The following is a 20512-nucleotide window of genomic DNA, read 5'->3' as shown; positions in this document are numbered from 1 at the left end:
TTTAGGGGATCCCCTTCTTTTTAGAGTCTAAATATATGATAACATATTATTCACCTATAATTTTATTCAATTATGAAACAAATTACAATGATTGCATGTCTAAGTTTATTATCACTTGGACTGAGTTCTTTTACAGAAAAAGAAGACAAAACAGAAAGTACAGAAATTGAAGTTACCGCCTCAACACCAACACTTGTACAAACTTGTGGAAATCGTCTTTCAAGTGATGTCATTTACATCGATCAAAGTCAATTAAACCTTATTTTCACAATGGGGGCAAACACAAGTTTTCGCATTGATTGGCAATGGGATCAAGGTGGTGGTGCGAAGTATTACTCCCAAGGAACAACACAGGTTTCTATTCTGGGAGACAGATTCAGGATCAGTGTTCCTGGAGAAAGTGGTCCCAATGTTCAAACCTATTGTTTCACTATAGAACGATAATTCTGAATCATTGTCATTAAACGACCTTTTAAGATAACTTAAAAGGTGGAAAGAGCTACTCAGTAAAATGGATAGCTCTTTCTTCAGAAATATCCACTTACTTATTTCAAACTCCACTCAAAGTAAAATCAACCGTTACCACTATTTAGAATTCATTGTCTGAAAATTTCGATATTAATACAAACACAAAAGAGATGTGCATTCATCATCAGACACTTTTAAGATTACAATAAAAAAGGGGGTGTCATCGTTTTCTCTAATGACACACCCCTGCAAGACTATTTACTTTACCGAAAGTTCGAAGACCTCGGAATAAATAAATTGATCTGCTCCTTCTGCCTTAACACCTATACGAGCATACACTTTACCTGTACGATTCTTTGCATTCTCCAATGATTTCAGCTGTGATGCATCCGTTATCGTGAATGAGAAGTTTTTATTTCCGGCAGACTTCTCCTCCGAAAAGTCCATACGAGCGAAATTCGTCTGCTCATCCACAAACCGGGTAGAACTGATAAACACACTTTGCGTATTTACCGCTGCATCAGGAATAATCTGTTTTACAGCACAGGTAGCCGATACATTAGCTCCATTCAGACTGATAGATGCATTTTCTATCATAAAATAAGGAGTCACATAGATCTTGACTTCAGTACTTCCCTTCAATGTAAAATCGACTGTATCTCTTTTTACTTCAGATATCTGTACAGTTTTCCAGGGACCATTATTATTGTTTGTAATCATGTGATAATCGCCGTCAAAAAGAATGGCTTCAAACTTTGCATCCTGATCGGCATACAACGTAATACCATCTGATAACTGCCAGCCATACTGATATAACGAAAGTTTTATGGCTTCTCCGGTACCTTTAACCTGTAAAGGATGTTCTACGCCACCGGCATCTTTGTACAGGATCTGACCATACAACTTAGATTCAGGTGCATCGTAATTATCCAAACCACAACTAGTGGCGAAAACAGCCAACAACAATAATAAGGCTATATTATATATTATCTTTTTCATTCTCATTACTTTTAATTAAGATTGATACGGATTCTTCACCATCTTAGGATTCCTGTTAATCCAATCCTGGTTAATAAAGTTATAATAATTCTTCAGTTGGAAATAACGAGGATACGGAGACATATAAGTAGTTGTAGCATCAAAAACCCATTTCAAATCATTCGGATCGCCCACCTGATCAATCTGATAAGGGAACAATACACGATGAACAGCTGTCGAAGTGTTATCATTGTTATCCCAAAGCTTATCTGCCAGTCTCCAACGCTTCAGATCATAGAAACGATGGTTCTCAAAAGCAAATTCCACACGATTTTCACGAACAATATCATTCAATGTGATAGTCCCGCTCAACGGTTGGATACCTGCACGTTCACGAACTGCATTCAAATAACGACGTGCATTATCCTGATCGTTCATTTCCATGGCAGCTTCAGCAGCAATCAAATACATTTCCGATACACGGAAACGGGGGAACCATACTTCGGAACCACGGCCACGGGTCGTTGCACCGACTGTTTCATCCATAAACTTTCTGACAAAGAAGCCTGATTTGTTTACATATTGGTCGTCACCGGTTGTCATCGGACCATTTACCGGAGTGATAACCCAACCTCTTGAAGTTACATCCTGCCCACGTTTACCATGATAGCTTTTCCACTCGCCGCCCTCATTACGTTTAACGCCTGCACGCAATACGACTTCCGAACCTCTGAAAGAAGACCCCGGAACCATTACTGTAGCAAACAAACGGGGATCTTTATCCTTGAACAGGTCTATCGCCTTATCATAAGCGATATAACTGCCGTCAGAATTCTTGATTTTTAGCTTTCCATCACGATTACTGATATATTCAAAATCTTCAACAAGATTTAATACCGGACCTAAATTTGCCTGGTCGATATCTTCAGCATGTGACGAAGGTACATTATCACGAGTCCAGCCCTGATAATTAGACGGGCCTTTATAATCGCGTGCCCAGATCACCTCTGTATTACCATCCTTCAATGTAGTTGCTGCATAGAAATTATCTGCTTTATCTGATATGTTATTCTGTAACACATACACACCTCCATCAATCACTGCTTTCGCAGCATCATATGCTATCTTATAATATTCAGAAGCTTTAGATGCCGGAATGCCGACTTCGCTACCCGGAGTAGAAACCGGATTCTCCATTTTGTTATTATAATTGGCAATAGAACCGGCATAAATAGCTGCACGAGCTTTTAATGCCAAAGCGGCCCATTTGGTTGCACGCGCTGAATTCTTGGAAGCTTCTGATGGTAACATTCCATCTGCTGCTATTTCGGTACATTCTTTAATAATGTAATCATACATCTCTGCTTCTGTCGAACGGGCATATTGTAAAGTTGTGATATCCATTCCGGTTTCATACGTAAACACTTCATCACCAACAATTGGCATTCCTCCCATACATCTACACATGCAGAAATAAGTGTAGGCACGCAGAAAACGGACTTCACCGCGTAACTGGTTCTTCCTGTCTTCAGAAATTACATTTGTATTATTCAAACTAGCCAAAAACTGGTTGATATTACGTATCAACCCATAATCATAAACACGCCAATGATCGTCACCGAAAGTGCGGAATAAATCAGGACCACCACTCGAACGCAGTGCTTCGTCCAAACAAACATAAGAACCTACATCTGTTATACGTTGTCCCCATTCCATACGACCATAGAAGTTCGCCAGAACGGAAGTAATCATTTTTTCATCACTAAACACCTGTTCATCAGACAATATACGGTCCGGATCCCGATCCAGGAAATCGGAACATCCGCAAAATGCCAATGTAAAAGCTAAACAGGCAGAATAAATATATTTCTTTTTCATACTAATTAGAATTTAAGAGTAAGACCTAAATTAACAATACGTGTTGTAGGATAAGCCAGACCTGCCGAATTCTCAATTTCCGGGTCTATACCATGAGTATTGGTCAAAGTCAGTAAGTTCTGTCCTGAAACATACAAACGTAGATCAGTAATAAAAGCTTTAGCCAGTATCGATTTCGGCAATGAATAACCGAATTCAAGATTTCTCAGCTTCATATAACGCACATTATGCATCCAGAAATCACTCTTCCAATAGTTACTATGCCCAGAGTTACCGATCAATAAAGTCGGATATTTACCGGGGATCAAAGCACTGTTCGGATCTGTGATATCAGCTAAATGCCAGGTATCTTCCATATAATACTGTGCATTATTACCTCCGTCATGGAACGGATTACGTTGCTCAAAATCCTGATATCTACTATTCAAACCACCACCTGTCAAATCGAATGCCAGGTCAAAACCTTTCCACTGAAAGCTGAAGTTAAGACCGAAGTTTACAATAGGAGTACCACCTTCTCTATATCCTAAAGGACGTTCATCCATACCGTTAATTACACCATCACCATTCTGATCGACATATTTAATATCTCCCGGGCGAATCGTTTTGTTACCCTGGCGGTCGTTATCAATCGGCCAGGCAGCAATTTCCTCCCAACTCTGGAATTGTCCGTCAGATTCCAGCATCCAGTTCAGGTTACCATAACGTTCATCAATAGAATTACGATAATAATGCCATGAGTTACCGAAACGAGGTTTATACTGATTCCAATCCAGGAAGCGTGAATAAGTCATATTCGCTCCGATTGAGTAATAAAAATCTTCTACATTATCATTCCAACGGATAGACAAGTCATAACCTGTATGTACGTCTGATTTCAGATTTTCATAAGGTAAATCAAAACCTGCTTCAGCCGGGATCAATACATCATAACGGCGATCAGGCAAACCATCACGTGTACGACGGAAAAAGTCAAACTGACCGGACAAACGATTGTTAAGGAACGATACATCAAAACCAATGTCCAGAATCTTTGCTTTTATCCATGAAATAGTCGTAACAGGAAGACCACGAGGTACAGAGCCTACAACATAAGCGCCATCAATAGTCGAGCCACCATCTTTGTAGTTATATCCTCCCAAATAATCAAATGGACTATAGTATTCTTTATCGCCATCTTTACCTAAATTATCGTCTCCTAATAAACCATAAGATCCACGGATTTTAAAGTCATTTACGATATTCGATAACTTACTGTCTTTCCAGAAACTTTCTTCTGAGATACGCCATCCGGCAGATCCCGAAGGGAAGAATCCCCAACGGTGATTAGGCGGGAATTTCCATGAACCGTCATAACGTCCGGAAAATTCTAACAGATATTTAGATGCAAAATCATAATTGGCTCTGAAAGTATAACCCAAACGAGCTTCCGTTCTATTTCCATAATCTTTAAATTCAACAATTTCATCTAAATCAATTAAATGTAACGTATTGGATGTGGGAGTGGAATGAACAAAATGTTCTGGCTGATCACGTTTTATAGACTCCATACCAGCCATTACATCAAGATGATGATCATCAAAACTTTTCTTGTAATTCAACTGAATATTTGTCGTAATATCCTGAACTCTCTTGATCGTTCTGTCCCGGTAAGGATTGTGCATACCATCCACTACAATATATTCATCCTTATCCTCATCATAACGATACAAATCCCATTCATTTTCCTGATTGTTTTGTTCCTGCTGAGCATAATAGAAACCAAACTGAGCTTTTGCTGTCAATCCATCAATAATTTTATATTCACCATTGAACGTAAGTTGCATTACGCGCCAGTCATTCTGAAATTTACCGGAGGTCTCATAATTCAACAGGCCGAAATTTACCTCCTTATTACCAGATGTTAATGCAGGATATTTAGGATTATCGTTTGCAAAAGGACGAACTGTCGGAAGATTTCGATAAGTACCAAATACCGGCAACCAATAGTCGTCAGCACCCGGAACACCTGGATTGACACGCGATTCGATACGTCCGTTCATAGATGCACTCATTTTAAAACGTTCAGTAATCTGAGCATCAATATTCATCTGCGTATTATATCGTTTGAAACCGCCATAATTACGAATCATAGCATCTTGATCGATATATCCTAAAGAGAAATAATAATTTACCTTATCAGATCCACCGGATACATTGGCTGAAACATAAGACTGAGGAGATGTTTCCCAGATAAAATCATACCAGTCAAATGATTGATAACCCTTCTCCGTTCCTTGTTGCCATTTGCCCAAATCTTCCATTGTGTACTTACGGTTCTGCTCTTCGACCCCTTGTAATGTTTCTGATTGTATCCAATTGGAAACATAAGTCGCAGCATCCGCCGGTTTAGGGAATGCAGATGCAGATTGCCAGCCATAACGTGCGTTAATAGTTACCGTATTCTTTGTATTTCTGCGACCTTTCTTCGTAGTTACAACTACTACACCATTGGCAGCACGTACACCATAGATAGAAGCAGAAGCATCCTTTAATATAGAGATCGCTTCAATATCATTAAAGTCAATATTATTAAACTGACCTTCGTCTGTCTGAATACCATCTATAACATACAACGGAGTACCCATATTACGAATCTGAAGACCGGTACTTGCCCCCGGACGGCCATCCGTCTGACGAGAGTTCACACCAGCAATCTTACCAACCAATGCACCAGAAGATGTAGATGCAGAAGAACGGGCTATATCCTTGGAGTCAATCAAAGAAATTGCACTAGTCAGAGATTCTTTCTTTTGTGACATACCGAAACCGGTAATAACAACTTCATCCAAAGCCTGCGCATCTTCTCTCAATGTTATATTTACAGTTGAGCCCTTAACTGGTGTACGCTGAGTTATATACCCGATAAATGAAACTTCCAAAGTTGCATTTGGAGATGTACTCAAAGAAAAGTTTCCATTCATATCTGTAATGGTACCATTTGTTGTTCCTTTTTCAACAACATTCGCCCCAATTACAGGCTCTCCCAAATTATCGACAACAGTTCCTTTTATCGTAGTTTTTTGCTGTTGTGCCTTTGTTGCAATTGGTCCTGATCCATTCCTGCTTGTTGCTTTCTTCTCTGCCGGCAATAAAACGATCTGATTATTCGAAATCTCATAATCTAATCCCGTTGATTTCAGAATACTATCCAAAATACTTGCTACAGTCTGGTTCTTTGCATTTACACTGACCCGATGAGAAAAATCTATTTTATTCTCATCATAAAAAAAAGAGTAACCACTCGCTTTTTCGATCTGGTCGATCGCTTCACTTAACAATACATTTTCTAATTGAATTGAGAAAGATTTCGCTTGCCCGTTTGAGTATCCATACAAACTAGAGGCAAGGAAAAAGAGACCGATAAACAAGGGGATTCTCCAGATTTTCCCACTGGCCTCATAAAACATTTGCTTCTTCATAAGCTCTTATTTTAAGATTATTATCGAAATAAATTAATTAATAAAAAGGTTAAAACATTATTACTTTTTCTTTCCTGTTACTTCATAGGCATTTGATTTTAAAGGTTTTACTTATTCATAATTTTCACAATATTCTTTTCATCAAAACTATATTGGATAGGATTTGTCCGGGCCATTAAACGAAGGATCTCTTCAAGAGGTTCATGCCTGATCGAAAAAGTATAAGCCTGATCTTCAGGAATAAGAGGGTCCAGTATAATCTTTACACCATACCATTTAGATAAATATTTGGATAATTCCTTAATTGATTTACGCTCAAAATGAATAGACTCATTCGCCCACATGGCAGCAAAAAGGACATCATTTTTCTTTGTCAGGATACTGCCTTGACTTTTGGAACAGACAGCCGTTTCACCCGGTACTATCTTTTTTGATACTGAACCATTGGCTACAACTACAGATCCAGACAACAGGCTTACATTTATATTCGGCTCATTATCACGTGCTGCCACATTAAAAGTAGTACCATGTACTCTAACATCAAAATTATTACTCTTGACTATAAAAGGACGATCCGGATCCTTCTTAACATCAAAATAGGCCTCACCCTTCAATTTTACATTTCTTGTTTTATTCCAGATTGAAGCAGAATATTCCAACGTAGATTCAGTATTTAACCAAACCCGCGAACCATCAGGAAGTATTACTTTCGATTTGCCTGTCAGAGAAGAATAAGTATAAACTGGTCCTCCTTTATATGTTTCAAGAGAGATATATCCGGTTAAAGACAATAAAGCGAGGATTAAAACACACGCAGCCCCGGAGAACCAACGGAAAGAAGCTTGCGAGAATTTTATTATTTTAGGTTCATTTTTCTTCATGCGAAGCTCCATCTTTGCCCATAAAGCATCCACATTCGATTCAAAAGTCGTACCTTCTTCTATTATAGTCAACCAAAGAGATTGTAAATCTTTATATACAGATAGATTTTTCTCGTCAGCAAGCCATCGCTCCAAATCGATTTGCTCTTCTAACGAGATTTCATGTTTAAATCCCTTTATTATAATATCCCAAGGTATGTTTCTATCCATTTTTTGCATCTTATACATCGTGAGACTCAAAAAGAATAGCTACCCCCTAAAAGGATTGTGTTTTTCTTTGAAAAAATTTGATCCGGGAAGATCGTGGAAAGATAAATTGCTCATATTCAAAACGGTTACCAGATCCACCAGTTTCCGAATTGGATAATAAAAAAAAGAAGCGTGGAAACTGTTGACATATCGATTCTGAGGCTCTGGACTGCCCCTATGACCAATATATACAACAGCCCACGCTCTTTATCTTGGTATACGCAATAACTTAGGTATATAACAAGAAAAGAGCATGAACGTTTGTTGTACCTTATCCGGTCATAGTGAAATTGTCCAGATTTCAGAATCGGATAGTATCTTAAACGCTTATGCTTTACTCGTACATTGTACAGCCGGTTACGCTTTCCTTTTGCTGTACGAAGCAAAGATAAACAGAAGATTCCAATATTTACATATACTTTCTATACATAAATAATCCGTACAAAATAAGTTTCATAGCTAAAGAAATCGATTACAATTCCTATTCCGTTGTCGGAAATGATGCAATACGTAGACGGGCAGCTCCCATCGGAACCAATGTTATTTCATCTAATGTATCTGATTTCTTGGCATCTTCATATGGCAGCACACCGCATAAACCGCATTCATCGATCTTCCATTCCGGAATAAGACGTCCCTGTGTCTTAAATATCAAAGGAACATTTGTCAATGTAAATGGATTATTATCAAAAGGCCACTCTTTGCGTAGAACAGAGATTGGAGCATTGATCTGCAGAGCATAGTTCCACGGGCTTGCCGGATAAATCTCATAAGTTGGCCATGCAGAGGCATCGGCCCCCTCCTGCCATTTTGAATCGCCGATAGCAGTTTCACGACTGTCTTTCTGTTGATAATCTTCATCTATCTTTAAAGACAAAGTCAGAGGACCATAATCGACACTGACACTATTTTTATTAACCTGCCACTGGCGATAATTAAATGTCATGGGAACCGTGAGAACGATTTCATCCGCATCCGACCATTCACGCGTAATTTTTACATATTTACCAGCTATCAAATCAACACCCAGCTTCTGACCATTCACAGCAACCGATGCATCTTTGCACCATGACGGAATACGTAAATAGAGTGGGAATGTCACATTTTCCGGAGTCGTCAAAGTAAAACGAACCGTTTCCTCAAAAGGATAATTTGTTTGTTCTTTTATTGTCACTTCAGTTCCGCCTCCGACTTTGACTTTCGCCTGACAAGCATTATATAAGACAGCAGCCATTCCGTTATCCGGTGTCGCATAAATAAGATTTTCGGTATAATAAGGCCAACCGAAGCCATGATTATGCTGGCAACAACGGCTACTGAACGGATTCATAGAAAGAAATGGTCCGCTATTATCAATACCCGGATGATGATTTTTAGAGTCACTTACAATATGATTCGGGCTGGTTATATAACGAAGGGCTTTGTAATCAGGCATTAACGCCGCCGGATAGCTATTAAATGCTACATCCTCACAGTTTTCAGCCCAGTAAGGATCACCACTGATCTGAAGCATAATTTCATCAGAAGCCATCTGTTCCACGAAGCCGCAGGTTTCAGTACCTTGTCGGGGATCAAAAAAGCCGATACGCGCATTTTCATCTGCCCCGAACATTCCTCCTGGAACTTGCCCGAATGCCCTGCGTACCAGGCTTTGCACATTATAACTGGCTGATAACATAGAAGAATCTCCTGAAAACAGATAATAAGTAGCCGGTTCACGGAAACACTGTGCTACATTTACATTATGCCAGTTAGGTAATTGAGTCGATTTCGTCCAGTCAGCCGTATTTTTATGTATTTTTTCACCTAGCGTAAGTAAATTCTTATATCCGGTGTGATTATATAGCCATACGACACTCCAAAGATTGTCTCCGCCACGGCTATTCTCCCAATAACTATATAAGAAATCTTCATCCGGTACAGTAAGCAGATAATTACAATACTTTGTCATAAAATCGATAATCCGTTCATCGTTCGAATATTCATAATAAGACTGCATAATCCACAGGACGATCATATTCGGCCAAAAATCCTGTTTACCGTCATTCAGATGCATTGGACCGAAGTTTCCATCTTCCCGCTGACTTTTCAAGATACTTTCAATCCAGAATTTAGCTTCATTCAACATCTGGTTATCCTGAACGATATAAGCAAGGTTTGCATATCCGCGGAGCCAATAAGGAACTTCCTCCCAGCCCCACTGTCCACCGGTTTTCAACCAGGCATTATCCTTCTTTTGTAGCCAGGCACTGATCTCTCCCAAATGTCCGTTCAAACCATTTTTCTGCAACTCCAGTTGTTGCTTCAACCATCCTTCCGGCTGAATGGTACCGGCAGGGAGTTTAATAAATTGTTGCGGTTGTAAAGGAGCCCTGTTACTCACATAATAATCATTCTGTGTTGAAGTTGATAATCTATCAACCTGCTCCACTAAAGTGTCTTGTGGTGCCGTACAAGCACCACAAATCAGAGAAAGGAACAATATACTTTTCTTCATAATATAATTATTTTATTTCCGGATAGACAGTGTGCCGGAAGGTTTATTGATTTATCAATTGCGGGAAGAAAAACGTTTGTCTGGGAGCCACTCCCGGATTCGAATGGTGGATGTGGAATACATAACGCATAGTTCCGTTTTCATAAAAGATCGTAGGATCAGCCAAATTAATATTTAGCCCGTGGATAGAAGCAACTCCTATCCCCCAAAATACCCCAAATAGTAACAATAATTTATTCATGGAATTGAGAATTATTTATAAAACGTTTTCTTTTACAAATATAGACTCAAAAGAACGCTGTATCCCCTAAAAAATAAAGTTTTTTTCACCACAAATATGAATAAGAATCTCCCAAATAAACTCTGATCTTCTTAAGTGCTATTGTTATTTGTCCCTCCACCGTCTTCTCTGAAATATGAAGTTGTTCGGCAATCTCTTTATTGGTTAAATTCTCTTCCCGACTTTTCCTGAATACCTCCCTACACTTTTCCGGTAAAAGGCATACGGCCTCCTCTACCAAACGGTACAATTCCTGAAATTCGAGATCCGAATTATAATCTTGCGCCACTTCACTGACAGAGAGATCCTCTAAATAAACCGGGATTTTTTTATCACGGATATAAGTAAAAGCCTTATTACGGGCAGCCTGAAAAAGATAGGCTTTTAATGTTAACTTTATCTCAAAACGTTCGCGATTCTCCCATATATAAGTAAAAATATCCAATACCAACTCCTGCGACTTTTCCCGGTCATGAATATAATAGGTAATGAAACGCTCCAACGAATCGGTATACTGATAAAACAAATGCTTAAAAGCGATTTGATCACCCTGCTTTATCAGTTTCAGCAATAAAATATCGTCGTTGTTACTGCTCATCCCTAAATTCATTGATTGTTTTTACAGAGATCAAAGATACATAAAGATTCAATATTTCCTTAATAAAGCAATCTTTTATTTAATATTCACGCATTAAACACTAAATTTAATTCTTTATTTTGCTTAAACGGCCTATCGAATTATATATAAAAAAAACACCCTGCAACATTAAATTGCAAGGTGTTTCTCAAATTGTGATTCCGGAGCGATTCGAACGCTCGACCCACGCCTTAGAAGGGCGTTGCTCTATCCAGCTGAGCTACGGAACCATCCTTATTTGCGGTGCAAAGGTAGTACTATTTTTTTAATATGCAAACCGGAAAGCCTTTTTTTTCATTAGAAGGGATAACCTACGGCAAAATGCCAGGCAAAATTGCCCTTAAGATTAGGATTCAAAATAGCCCAGCGATCTTTACCCCTTTCCTGAGGATTATACGCCTTCATACCCGTATCAAAACGAATCAGGAAGAAGTCGAAATCAAGACGCAAACCTAAACCATAAGAGACAGCTATCTCTTTATAAAAACGGGAAAAATCGAAATTAGCATTTTCACGATCCTTGTCCTTGTGCATAGTCCAGATATTTCCGGCATCCACATAAGCAGCCATTTCAAATTTCCAGAACATCTTTGTACGATACTCCATATTCAGGTCCAACCGTATATCACCTACCTGGTCGGCAAAAGTACCATCCGGACTGATCTTCATACTTCCCGGCCCCAGTGAGCGGACAGACCATCCACGTACACTATTTGCACCTCCTGAAAAGTAACTGCGTTCGAACGGTAACATCCTCGCATTTCCATAAGGATAGCCGACTCCTACTCCCGCATGAAAAGCCAGTTTATTACGACTGTCCAACACAATACTTCTACTGAAATCGACATCTCCTTTTATAAACTGGGAGTAATTGATACCGAATAAACGATACAGGCCATCCTCATCCTTCTTCGCATTTGTCAGTTTAGAAATCGCATAAAGCATATTTCCCGCCATTTCAAACGATACACGCAACGAATGCGTATTTCTTAATCGGTTCTGAGGATTATAATTGCTGAATGAATAAGTATATCCGGAGCCTACTACAAACTGGTCGGTGAAATTATAACGTTTCATCGACTCAGGCAAAGTCGCCTGAAAAGTAGAATCGATCTTCGGGATATGCACATAATCTATGTCCAATAACTTAAATGTATGACGCGCCTGCATATTTGAACGATCCTGCCAGATATAACTCCACCCTCCGGACAGGATAGCACGGCGATATTCCGGACGTGTCTGAATACCGTAACTAACCTTAAATTCGGTGGATGCACGAATCTTCCGCTTAAAATTATCACTTATGAAAGGAAACAAAAAGCGAGGGAACAAAATGGAAGACTCAGCCCCCAATTCCCAATAACTACTTCCATCCGACTGGGAAGACAACGCTTCATAAGCACCGCGCACCTTAGCAGAAAATACTTCCGACCCTTTAAATAAATTCCTGTGCTGATAATTCACACTCGAAGCAAAACCAAAATCTCCGGCCGAGTTCGTACCTTCCAGGTCGACACCAAAGCCTTGCAGTTTGGCCGGCGAAGTCAGAATCGTACAATTCAGCTTCATCGTATCCCCTTCCTCCACTTCCGAAAAACGTATGTTTACATTTCTCAGTGCCCGAAGAGCGGCAAAAGAAGAATAAGTCTGTTCCACCCCCCGCTCGTTGAACAGGCGACCCGGAGTAATATAAGTACTCTTACGCAAAACACTCGGACGAATACTTCTTCCGCTCTTACCATATAATATCTGTAGATCACCGACTTTCACCGTATCGGACGAAGTCAGTTTTAAATCACTCTGCACCTGATTCAACGGGTCATAATCCGTAACGATCGTGACATCCTTTATATAATACTGGCGATGCAGCGTATCGATAACCGAACCATCCGGTTTAAGCTGGCGGTACGGCTTCAGGACCATATCCAGATCCACAATATTCCGATTATAAGAGCTATCGGCCAGATAAGCCAGATAGTCGCGATTGAAAGCATAATACCCCCTCCTGCGAAGCAAGGTTGTGATCCGCTGACGTTCCTTATCCAGGACATCCCGGTCAAAGAGTGCACTATCCTTTATCAGGGAATTATAATCTTCCGGAGAAATACGAAAAGCCGATGACACGGCTGAGCGCCGGGGTGCTTTCAGATGAGCGACACTGTCGATCTTCGGATCATCCAAATTCATCGTATAATTATGTATCCGGTAAGGTTCATTCGAGTTAATCCGATAAGTGACTACCGCCTTTTTTTGCCTGGACGTATCTATCGTAACTGCGACCTCAGCATTCACATATCCTTTGTTAATAAAGAAACGCCTCAACTCATCCGCCGACTGATCCACCAGAGCTGTATCGAGAATAACAGGCGGTTCACCAATACGGCGAAGCTGTTTACTCAGCCACCGTTTCTCATTCCGCCCCGACCAATCGTATACAAAAAGCTGCCACTTCATTAGTCCGAACACCTTAAAGTTAGGCTGCTGCCTCAGATAAGGCTTCAACTCATTGGCTTTATAGGATTTATTATCGGAAACGATTTCTACTTTATCCAGCAGATATTCTCCGTCACCGACATATTTTGTCGTACTGCAAGCGGCCAGTATCCAAGCAAAGCATAGGAAATATAGTATATGGAGGATTCCCTTCATCATTCAACTTTTACGCACGCAAATGTAGCTGAAATTAAATAAATTCCCTTACTTTTGCTTTGTAAAAAGAGTAAAGATGCTGAGTAAATCTAAAGTAAAACAGATCCGTTCGCTTGAATTAAAGAAGTTTCGTAACGAGTTAAATGCATTTGTTGCCGAAGGGAATAAGCTCGTGGCCGATATGTTGGTCGCATTCGAATGCGACCTCCTGATAGCCAAACCTTCCTGGATGGCGACACAGGGAGATATCCCAGCTAAAGAGTTACTGGAGGCCGACGATGAAGATATCCGCAAAGCCAGCTTCCTGAAAAACCCGCAGGATGTACTTGCCGTCTTTAAACGTCCCGTCTGGTCGCTGGAAGAAGCAGACCCGGCAAACCAACTGATCATCGCTCTCGACGGGATACAAGACCCTGGCAATTTGGGTACGATTATACGGCTGGCCGATTGGTTCGGGATCGAACATATCGTATGCAGTCAGGATACGGCAGACGTATTCAGCCCCAAGACCGTACAGGCGACCATGGGTGCCCTGGTCCATGTAAAAGTGCATTACACCGACCTACAAACATACCTGCAGGCGCAACATGAAAAGAAAATCCCCCTGTACGGCACCTTCCTCGATGGAGAGAATATGTATACGAAAGAATTATCCGGCACAGGCATCCTCATTATGGGAAACGAAGGAAACGGCATCCGCCCGAACATCGAAGCACTTGTAAACGAAAAGTTATATATCCCCAACTATCCGCAGGAGCGGGAAACCTCAGAGTCGTTGAATGTGGCAATCGCGACCGCAGTCGTCTGTGCCGAGTTCAGACGTCGCGGGAGTAAAATGAGTTAACCGGAAGACGAAAACCGGACTGCCCTCCGTTACGTTATCGGCCGCCGACACCCATTGGTCAGGCACAAAATTTCCACCTACCGGAACAGTTATACCTGCCGGTACAGGGATTAATGTACCATCATAAAATTCGGTATTTGCTATTTCCTGTTCCAGAGGATATACACCGACGAAACATCCTTCCGCATCCAACTCGAGGTAATGCATACGGAACCATTTCTTCCAGTATATATAATGCGAAGCAACCCTGCGCATACAAGGATTATTTTACAGAATCTTTATTGGCTATGTTTACAGAGTCTTTAGGAGCAGACAACCGCCCGTAATTGTACCGCATCAGGTTCAGGCTATCCACATAGACTTTGAAATAAGAGGTTGAGTCATCTTTCCCATCCAGACGGATAAAGCCATATACGCTCTTCACCTGCTTGGTCGGCAGCGTACGCAAAGTCGTCTCATGATAACCGTCTTTCAACACCTCATCATTCACGGTAATGATCGTATCCCCTTGATTAGCGCTCAAGCGAATTTCCGGATGATTCTTCATATTAGCATTCAATCCCCAGACACGCATTCCCAGGACGAAAGTACTGCCGGAAGGATAGTTTGTCTCCGGTTTGATATCGATCGTCACTCCGTTAAACAAGGCATTCGGTTCAAAGGTAAGATAAGTCAGTCGCGGCCAGATATCCACAGAATCCTGTTTCGATACCGGAGCAGCACTGGCCTGTACGTCTCCCAGCGCTTTCTGACGTTCATTCAATTCCGCCAGTACCAGATCGTACACCTGCATATATATATCCAGGTTACGGCCATACCATACCAGCGAACTGTCGTAGACGGCCTGTTCTATTTTATGTTTGCGGAACACCCCCTGATAAAGCGCCTCCTTTTTTGCATCATCACTATAAGTCTTATAATCGGTATTGATCATAGCCTCTGCCAGCTGCATATCGAGCAAGACGGCCTTCATCTCCTTTTCAGAGAGAATTCCGTCGGGAACCTTACTGCATGAAACCAATAAAGTAACCACTAACAAAGCGACGCCATATCTGCGCAAATTGTTCCGCATTTATTTCTTTTCTTTTTCTTTCGAGAGACTGTCCGACAAAGTATGCCTATAAAATATCAACAACAGAAAAACACCTACACAGATAGCCGAATCTGCCAGGTTGAAGATCGGACGGAAGAAGACGAACTCTTCTCCTCCCCAGATCGGGAACCAGTCCGGAAACTCTGTCTGAATCAACGGGAAGTAAAACATATCCACCACTTTCCCGTGTAGCCAGGTAGCATACCCACCCTCAGCGGGCATAAGTGAAGCGACCTGACCAAAACTATGGTCGAATATGACTCCATAAAAAATAGAATCTATTATATTACCGATAGCCCCTGCAAATATCAACGAGACACAAGCAATAAAACCGAAACTGTACTTCTCCTTCACCAGCTTATACAGGTAATAACCGATAAAGCCGACCGCAACGATACGAAATAGAGATAAGAACAATTTACCAATCACTTCAATCCCGAAAGCCATTCCCGGGTTTTCGGTAAAGTACAGATAAAACCACGGGGTAATCTCTATACTTTCATGCAGCTGCATATGTGTCTTGATCCAAATTTTGAGAGCCTGATCAAGAAGAAGGAGCAGCATTACAATAAACACTGCTCCCCAACCTTTTGAAAATTTCATTTATCTTTTACCTCCTTGTTTTGCCTCAATACTTAAAGTAGCATGAGGTACAGCACGCAGTCTTTCTTTCGGGATCAGTTTACCCGTTTCACGACAAATACCGTAAGTCTTATTTTCGATACGGATCAAAGCCGCCTGTAAGTTCTGTATGAACTTCATCTGACGCTGTGCCAAACGTCCGGCCTCTTCTTTCGATAAGGTTGCGGCACCTTCTTCCAACACCTTGAATGTAGGTGATGTATCAGCCACGTCGTTACCGTCAGAATTGGTTACACCCGATCTCAACAACTCGTAATCCTTTTTTGCTACCTCCAACTTCTCTAAAATAATGGCGCGGAACTCCTCGAGTTCAGCATCCGAATATCTTGTCTTTTCTGCCATGGCTTTTTAAATTAATAATTAACAATTAAGAATGAATAATGAAAACTCCGAGAATTTCTCTCTCTATTGCCTACAAATATAAACAATTCCTGAATTATTCATTATTCATTATTCATTATTCATTCAATATTATTCCTTTTCGATACGAACCGACAGGTTGAAGTCTTCAAAATCAAGCACGGTTGCATCGCTTATTGCATGATCTGTAATTTCAACCGACACAGCCAGAACCTGGTTTGCTATATATTCATTATACTCTTTAATCGCTTCATCCATTTCATCGGAAGAAAGAACCGTAACAGTAATTTTATCCGTGATATCATACCCATTGCTCTTACGCAGGTTCTGGATACGGTTCACCAGTTCGCGGGCCAATCCTTCCTTACGCAAGTCTTCCGTCACTGTGATATCCAGTGCCACCGTCAGGCGTCCTTCGTTGGCAACCAGCCATCCGGGGATATCTTCCGAAATGATTTCCACATCAGCCAGTTCGACTGTTGCATCCTGTCCTTCCACATTCAATGTGAATGTTCCGGCAGCTTCGAAAGCAAGGATATTTTCCTGGCTCATGCTCTGGATGGCAGCAGCCAGACTCTTCATGATCTTACCGTAACGCGGGCCTAACTTCTTAAAGTCCGGCTTGATACGTTTCACCAAAATACCGGCAGCATTATCGACAAACTTCAGTTCCTTTACATTCACCTCGTTCAGGATCAGGTTCTTTACCGCCTCGATACTTTCCTGCTGGTGGGCATCGGCTACAGGCACCATGATGGTCTGCAACGGCTGGCGAACTTTAATATTCACCTTACGACGCAAAGCCAATACCATAGAAGAGACATCCTGTGCCATCTTCATACGTTCTTCCAGATCCTTGTCAATCAATGCTTCATCATATTTTGGGAAGTCTGACAAGTGAACAGACTCTACCGTCTCACGTCCGGTAACGGCGATCAGGTCACAGAACAACTGATCTCCATAGAACGGAGCGATCGGTGACATCAACTTGGCGATTGTTTCCAGACAAGTATATAATGTCTGGTAAGCAGACAACTTATCCGTTGTCATGCCTCCCCCCCAGAAACGGCGGCGGTTCAGGCGTACGTACCAGTTACTCAGGTTATCGTTCACGAATTCAGAGATAGCACGTCCGGCACGTGTCGGTTCGTAAGTATCATAGAACCCGTCCACATCCTTCACCAACGTATTCAGCAATGAAAGGATCCAACGGTCGATTTCCGGGCGTTCTTTCAGAGGAACATCCGGTTCCGAATAATCGAATCCGTCCACGTTTGCATACAGAGCAAAGAACGAATACGTATTATATAATGTACCGAAAAATTTACGGCGCACTTCATCCATACCATCGATATCGAACTTGATATTATCCCACGGAGAAGCATTAGTAATCATATACCAGCGCAACGGGTCGGAACCATACTGTTCGATCGTAGAGAACGGATCGACTGCATTACCCAGACGTTTGGACATCTTGTTACCGTTCTTATCCAATACAAGACCATTAGACACAACCGCTTTATAAGCCACACTGTCGAACACCATCGTTGCCAGTGCATGCAGGGTAAAGAACCAGCCACGCGTCTGGTCTACACCTTCGGCGATAAAGTCTGCCGGATATACCTCACGACTATCCAGTAACTCCTTATTCTCGAACGGATAATGGATCTGGGCATAAGGCATCGCACCCGAGTCGAACCAAACGTCGATCAGGTCGGTCTCACGTTTCATCGGCTTGCCGCTTTCAGAAACAAGGATCACCTCATCCACATACGGACGGTGCAGGTCGATCTTTTCGTAATTGTCCTTATTGTATTCGCCCGGATTGAAACCTCTGTCCTTATACGGATTCGATTCCATATATCCTTTCTTAACGGCTTTTTCTATTTCATTGTACAGTTCTTCTACCGAACCGATACATTTTTCTTCCGTACCGTCTTCCGTACGCCAGATAGGCAGCGGAGTACCCCAGTAGCGGCTACGGCTCAGGTTCCAGTCCTGCAGGTTTTCCAACCATTTACCGAAACGACCTGTACCTGTACTCTGCGGTTTCCAGTTGATCGTATTGTTCAGTTCGATCATACGGTCGCGACAGGCAGTGGTACGGATAAACCAGCTATCCAGCGGATAGTATAATACAGGTTTGTCGGTACGCCAGCAATGCGGGTAGTTGTGTACATGCTTTTCGATACGGAACACACGGTTCTGCACCTTCAACATCATACATATCTCGATATCCAATGTTTCGTCTTTATCCGTTTTTTCCGGATCGTAAGCATTCTTTACGAACTTGCCCTGGAACGGATCGTAATCGGCTGCATTCATACGCGTTTGTACAAATTCAGGATCAAGATCTTCCAATAGATAGAACTTACCGGTCATATCCACCATCGGACGGTTATTACCATCCTTATCGACCATCATCAAAGGTGGCACACCGCTGGCTTTCGCCACACGGTCATCGTCCGCACCGAATGTAGGAGCGATATGAACGATACCAGTACCGTCTTCGATAGTCACAAAATCACCGTTGATCACACGGAAAGCACCTTCACCCGGGTTTACCCACGGGATTAACTGTTCGTAATGCATACCGGCCAGTTCCGAACCTTTCCATTCGCCAACCACCTTAAACGGGATCAGCTTGTCACCGATCTTGTAATCCGACAATTCCAAATCGGCAGCTTTCGGATTGAAATGCGCACCCATCAAATCCTTCGCCAGCACTACCGTCATCGGCATACCGGTATAGGGGTTATAAGTCTGAACAGCCACATAAGTGATGTTCGGTCCCATACAGAGAGCCGTATTGGAAGGCAATGTCCACGGAGTAGTCGTCCATGCCAGGAAGAACGGATCGCCGAACTGCGCCATTTCCGGTTTCGGATCGAGGATATGGAATTGTGCCGTACAAGTCGTATCCTTCACGTCGCGGTAGCAACCCGGCTGGTTTAACTCGTGCGAGCTAAGACCTGTCCCGGCAGCCGGTGAATACGGCTGGATGGTATATCCCTTGTACAGTAAACCTTTCTTATATAATTCTTTCAGCAGATACCACAATGTTTCGATGTAACGGTTATCGTAGGTGATATACGGATTTTCCATATCCACCCAGTAGCCCATCTTGTCGGTGAGGTCTTCCCATTCTTTGGTAAACTTCATCACATCGCGGCGGCAAGCTGCGTTATAGTCAGCGACAGAAATCTTTTTACCGATATCTTCCTTGGTTATACCCATAGATTTCTCTACGCCCAGCTCAACCGGCAGGCCATGAGTATCCCATCCTGCCTTACGGTTCACCAGATATCCTTTCATGGTCTTGTAACGGCAGAAAATATCTTTAATCGAACGAGCAATAACATGGTGAATACCCGGCATTCCGTTTGCAGAAGGCGGACCTTCATAAAATACAAACGAGGGGTATCCTTCACGGATTTCAAGACTCTTATGGAAGATGTCGCCATCCTGCCATTTCTTCAACACCTCTTTATTGACGTTCGACAAGTCGAACTTAGAGTATTCGGCAAATTTCTTACTCATATCGCGTTATTTTTATCAATCTTCTAAAAATGCCGCAAAGTTAGTGATTTAATTC

The 20512-nt window shown here is 41.7% G+C and carries 15 protein-coding genes and 1 tRNA gene; 2 read left to right on the top strand and 14 right to left on the bottom strand.

The window, feature by feature from the left end; genetic code table 11:
- The first annotated feature begins 72 nt into the window (after positions 1 to 72).
- Entirely contained in the window at positions 73 to 444 is a 372-nt protein-coding gene (locus M1P97_RS08005) for a hypothetical protein (RefSeq protein WP_249388773.1), read from the top strand.
- 282 nt (positions 445 to 726) lie between these two features.
- Here the strand turns inward: M1P97_RS08005 and M1P97_RS08000 are convergent, their stop codons facing one another.
- The 9 genes from M1P97_RS08000 to tamL form a co-directional block, all read right to left on the bottom strand.
- Positions 727 to 1467, bottom strand: a complete 741-nt coding sequence (locus M1P97_RS08000) for a DUF3823 domain-containing protein (RefSeq protein ID WP_249388772.1) — start codon at positions 1465 to 1467, stop codon at positions 727 to 729.
- Between the two features lie 15 nt (positions 1468 to 1482).
- Entirely contained in the window at positions 1483 to 3324 is a 1842-nt protein-coding gene (locus M1P97_RS07995; protein ID WP_249388771.1) for a RagB/SusD family nutrient uptake outer membrane protein, read from the bottom strand.
- 5 nt (positions 3325 to 3329) lie between these two features.
- Positions 3330 to 6785, bottom strand: a complete 3456-nt coding sequence (locus M1P97_RS07990; RefSeq protein ID WP_249388770.1) for a TonB-dependent receptor — start codon at positions 6783 to 6785, stop codon at positions 3330 to 3332.
- A gap of 107 nt (positions 6786 to 6892) precedes the next feature.
- Positions 6893 to 7876, bottom strand: coding sequence for a FecR family protein (locus tag M1P97_RS07985; RefSeq protein WP_249388769.1), 984 nt, complete (start codon positions 7874 to 7876; stop codon positions 6893 to 6895).
- Between the two features lie 520 nt (positions 7877 to 8396).
- Entirely contained in the window at positions 8397 to 10412 is a 2016-nt protein-coding gene (locus M1P97_RS07980; RefSeq protein ID WP_249388768.1) for a beta-L-arabinofuranosidase domain-containing protein, read from the bottom strand.
- Between the two features lie 43 nt (positions 10413 to 10455).
- On the bottom strand, positions 10456 to 10653 hold the full coding sequence (locus tag M1P97_RS07975) for a hypothetical protein (RefSeq protein ID WP_195371921.1): 198 nt from the start codon (positions 10651 to 10653) through the stop codon (positions 10456 to 10458).
- 85 nt (positions 10654 to 10738) lie between these two features.
- The gene (locus M1P97_RS07970; RefSeq protein ID WP_195371952.1) at positions 10739 to 11290 is read right to left on the bottom strand and encodes an RNA polymerase sigma-70 factor; all 552 of its coding nucleotides are present in this window, start codon (positions 11288 to 11290) and stop codon (positions 10739 to 10741) included.
- Positions 11291 to 11485: 195 nt separating this feature from the next.
- Positions 11486 to 11559: transfer RNA gene (locus M1P97_RS07965), tRNA-Arg, on the bottom strand.
- 67 nt (positions 11560 to 11626) lie between these two features.
- Positions 11627 to 13981, bottom strand: coding sequence for a translocation and assembly module lipoprotein TamL (tamL, locus tag M1P97_RS07960; protein WP_249388767.1), 2355 nt, complete (start codon positions 13979 to 13981; stop codon positions 11627 to 11629).
- Between the two features lie 73 nt (positions 13982 to 14054).
- On the opposite strand from tamL, the gene M1P97_RS07955 reads away from it, so the two are divergent.
- Positions 14055 to 14822 carry a TrmH family RNA methyltransferase gene (locus M1P97_RS07955; RefSeq protein ID WP_195371919.1) on the top strand — a complete coding sequence of 256 codons (768 nt, stop codon included), beginning with the start codon at positions 14055 to 14057 and terminating at the stop codon, positions 14820 to 14822.
- Here the strand turns inward: M1P97_RS07955 and M1P97_RS07950 are convergent.
- The 5 genes from M1P97_RS07950 to ileS all read right to left on the bottom strand — a co-directional run bounded on the left by M1P97_RS07950 (position 14745) and on the right by ileS (position 20457).
- Positions 14745 to 15077, bottom strand: a complete 333-nt coding sequence (locus M1P97_RS07950; RefSeq protein WP_249388766.1) for a hypothetical protein — start codon at positions 15075 to 15077, stop codon at positions 14745 to 14747. The genes M1P97_RS07955 and M1P97_RS07950 overlap by 78 nt on opposite strands.
- 7 nt (positions 15078 to 15084) lie before the next feature.
- Positions 15085 to 15894 (bottom strand): DUF4296 domain-containing protein, encoded by an 810-nt coding sequence (locus tag M1P97_RS07945; protein WP_195371917.1) that lies wholly within the window; start codon positions 15892 to 15894, stop codon positions 15085 to 15087.
- A complete protein-coding gene (locus M1P97_RS07940; protein ID WP_195371916.1) occupies positions 15895 to 16518 on the bottom strand; it encodes a lipoprotein signal peptidase in 624 nt (207 codons plus the stop codon).
- A complete protein-coding gene (locus M1P97_RS07935) occupies positions 16519 to 16899 on the bottom strand; it encodes a TraR/DksA family transcriptional regulator (RefSeq protein WP_007657507.1) in 381 nt (126 codons plus the stop codon). It lies immediately after the preceding gene.
- Between the two features lie 129 nt (positions 16900 to 17028).
- On the bottom strand, positions 17029 to 20457 hold the full coding sequence (gene ileS, locus M1P97_RS07930; protein WP_249388765.1) for an isoleucine--tRNA ligase: 3429 nt from the start codon (positions 20455 to 20457) through the stop codon (positions 17029 to 17031).
- Positions 20458 to 20512 lie beyond the last annotated feature (55 nt).

Origin of the sequence: Parabacteroides leei (assembly GCF_023369805.1) — a bacterium.
GTDB lineage: Bacteria > Bacteroidota > Bacteroidia > Bacteroidales > Tannerellaceae > Parabacteroides > Parabacteroides leei.
The sequence above is the reverse complement of the archived record's forward strand: the minus strand, read 5'-3'. Positions and strand labels throughout refer to the sequence as shown.

Coding starts and splice junctions, on each gene's coding strand:
- M1P97_RS08005 (WP_249388773.1), top strand. CDS start 73: ATGAAACAAATTACAATGATTGCATGTCTAAGTTTATTATCACTTGGA.
- M1P97_RS08000 (WP_249388772.1), bottom strand. CDS start 1,467: ATGAAAAAGATAATATATAATATAGCCTTATTATTGTTGTTGGCTGTT.
- M1P97_RS07995 (WP_249388771.1), bottom strand. CDS start 3,324: ATGAAAAAGAAATATATTTATTCTGCCTGTTTAGCTTTTACATTGGCA.
- M1P97_RS07990 (WP_249388770.1), bottom strand. CDS start 6,785: ATGAAGAAGCAAATGTTTTATGAGGCCAGTGGGAAAATCTGGAGAATC.
- M1P97_RS07985 (WP_249388769.1), bottom strand. CDS start 7,876: ATGGATAGAAACATACCTTGGGATATTATAATAAAGGGATTTAAACAT.
- M1P97_RS07980 (WP_249388768.1), bottom strand. CDS start 10,412: ATGAAGAAAAGTATATTGTTCCTTTCTCTGATTTGTGGTGCTTGTACG.
- M1P97_RS07975 (WP_195371921.1), bottom strand. CDS start 10,653: ATGAATAAATTATTGTTACTATTTGGGGTATTTTGGGGGATAGGAGTT.
- M1P97_RS07970 (WP_195371952.1), bottom strand. CDS start 11,290: ATGAGCAGTAACAACGACGATATTTTATTGCTGAAACTGATAAAGCAG.
- tamL (WP_249388767.1), bottom strand. CDS start 13,981: ATGATGAAGGGAATCCTCCATATACTATATTTCCTATGCTTTGCTTGG.
- M1P97_RS07955 (WP_195371919.1), top strand. CDS start 14,055: ATGCTGAGTAAATCTAAAGTAAAACAGATCCGTTCGCTTGAATTAAAG.
- M1P97_RS07950 (WP_249388766.1), bottom strand. CDS start 15,077: ATGCGCAGGGTTGCTTCGCATTATATATACTGGAAGAAATGGTTCCGT.
- M1P97_RS07945 (WP_195371917.1), bottom strand. CDS start 15,894: ATGCGGAACAATTTGCGCAGATATGGCGTCGCTTTGTTAGTGGTTACT.
- M1P97_RS07940 (WP_195371916.1), bottom strand. CDS start 16,518: ATGAAATTTTCAAAAGGTTGGGGAGCAGTGTTTATTGTAATGCTGCTC.
- M1P97_RS07935 (WP_007657507.1), bottom strand. CDS start 16,899: ATGGCAGAAAAGACAAGATATTCGGATGCTGAACTCGAGGAGTTCCGC.
- ileS (WP_249388765.1), bottom strand. CDS start 20,457: ATGAGTAAGAAATTTGCCGAATACTCTAAGTTCGACTTGTCGAACGTC.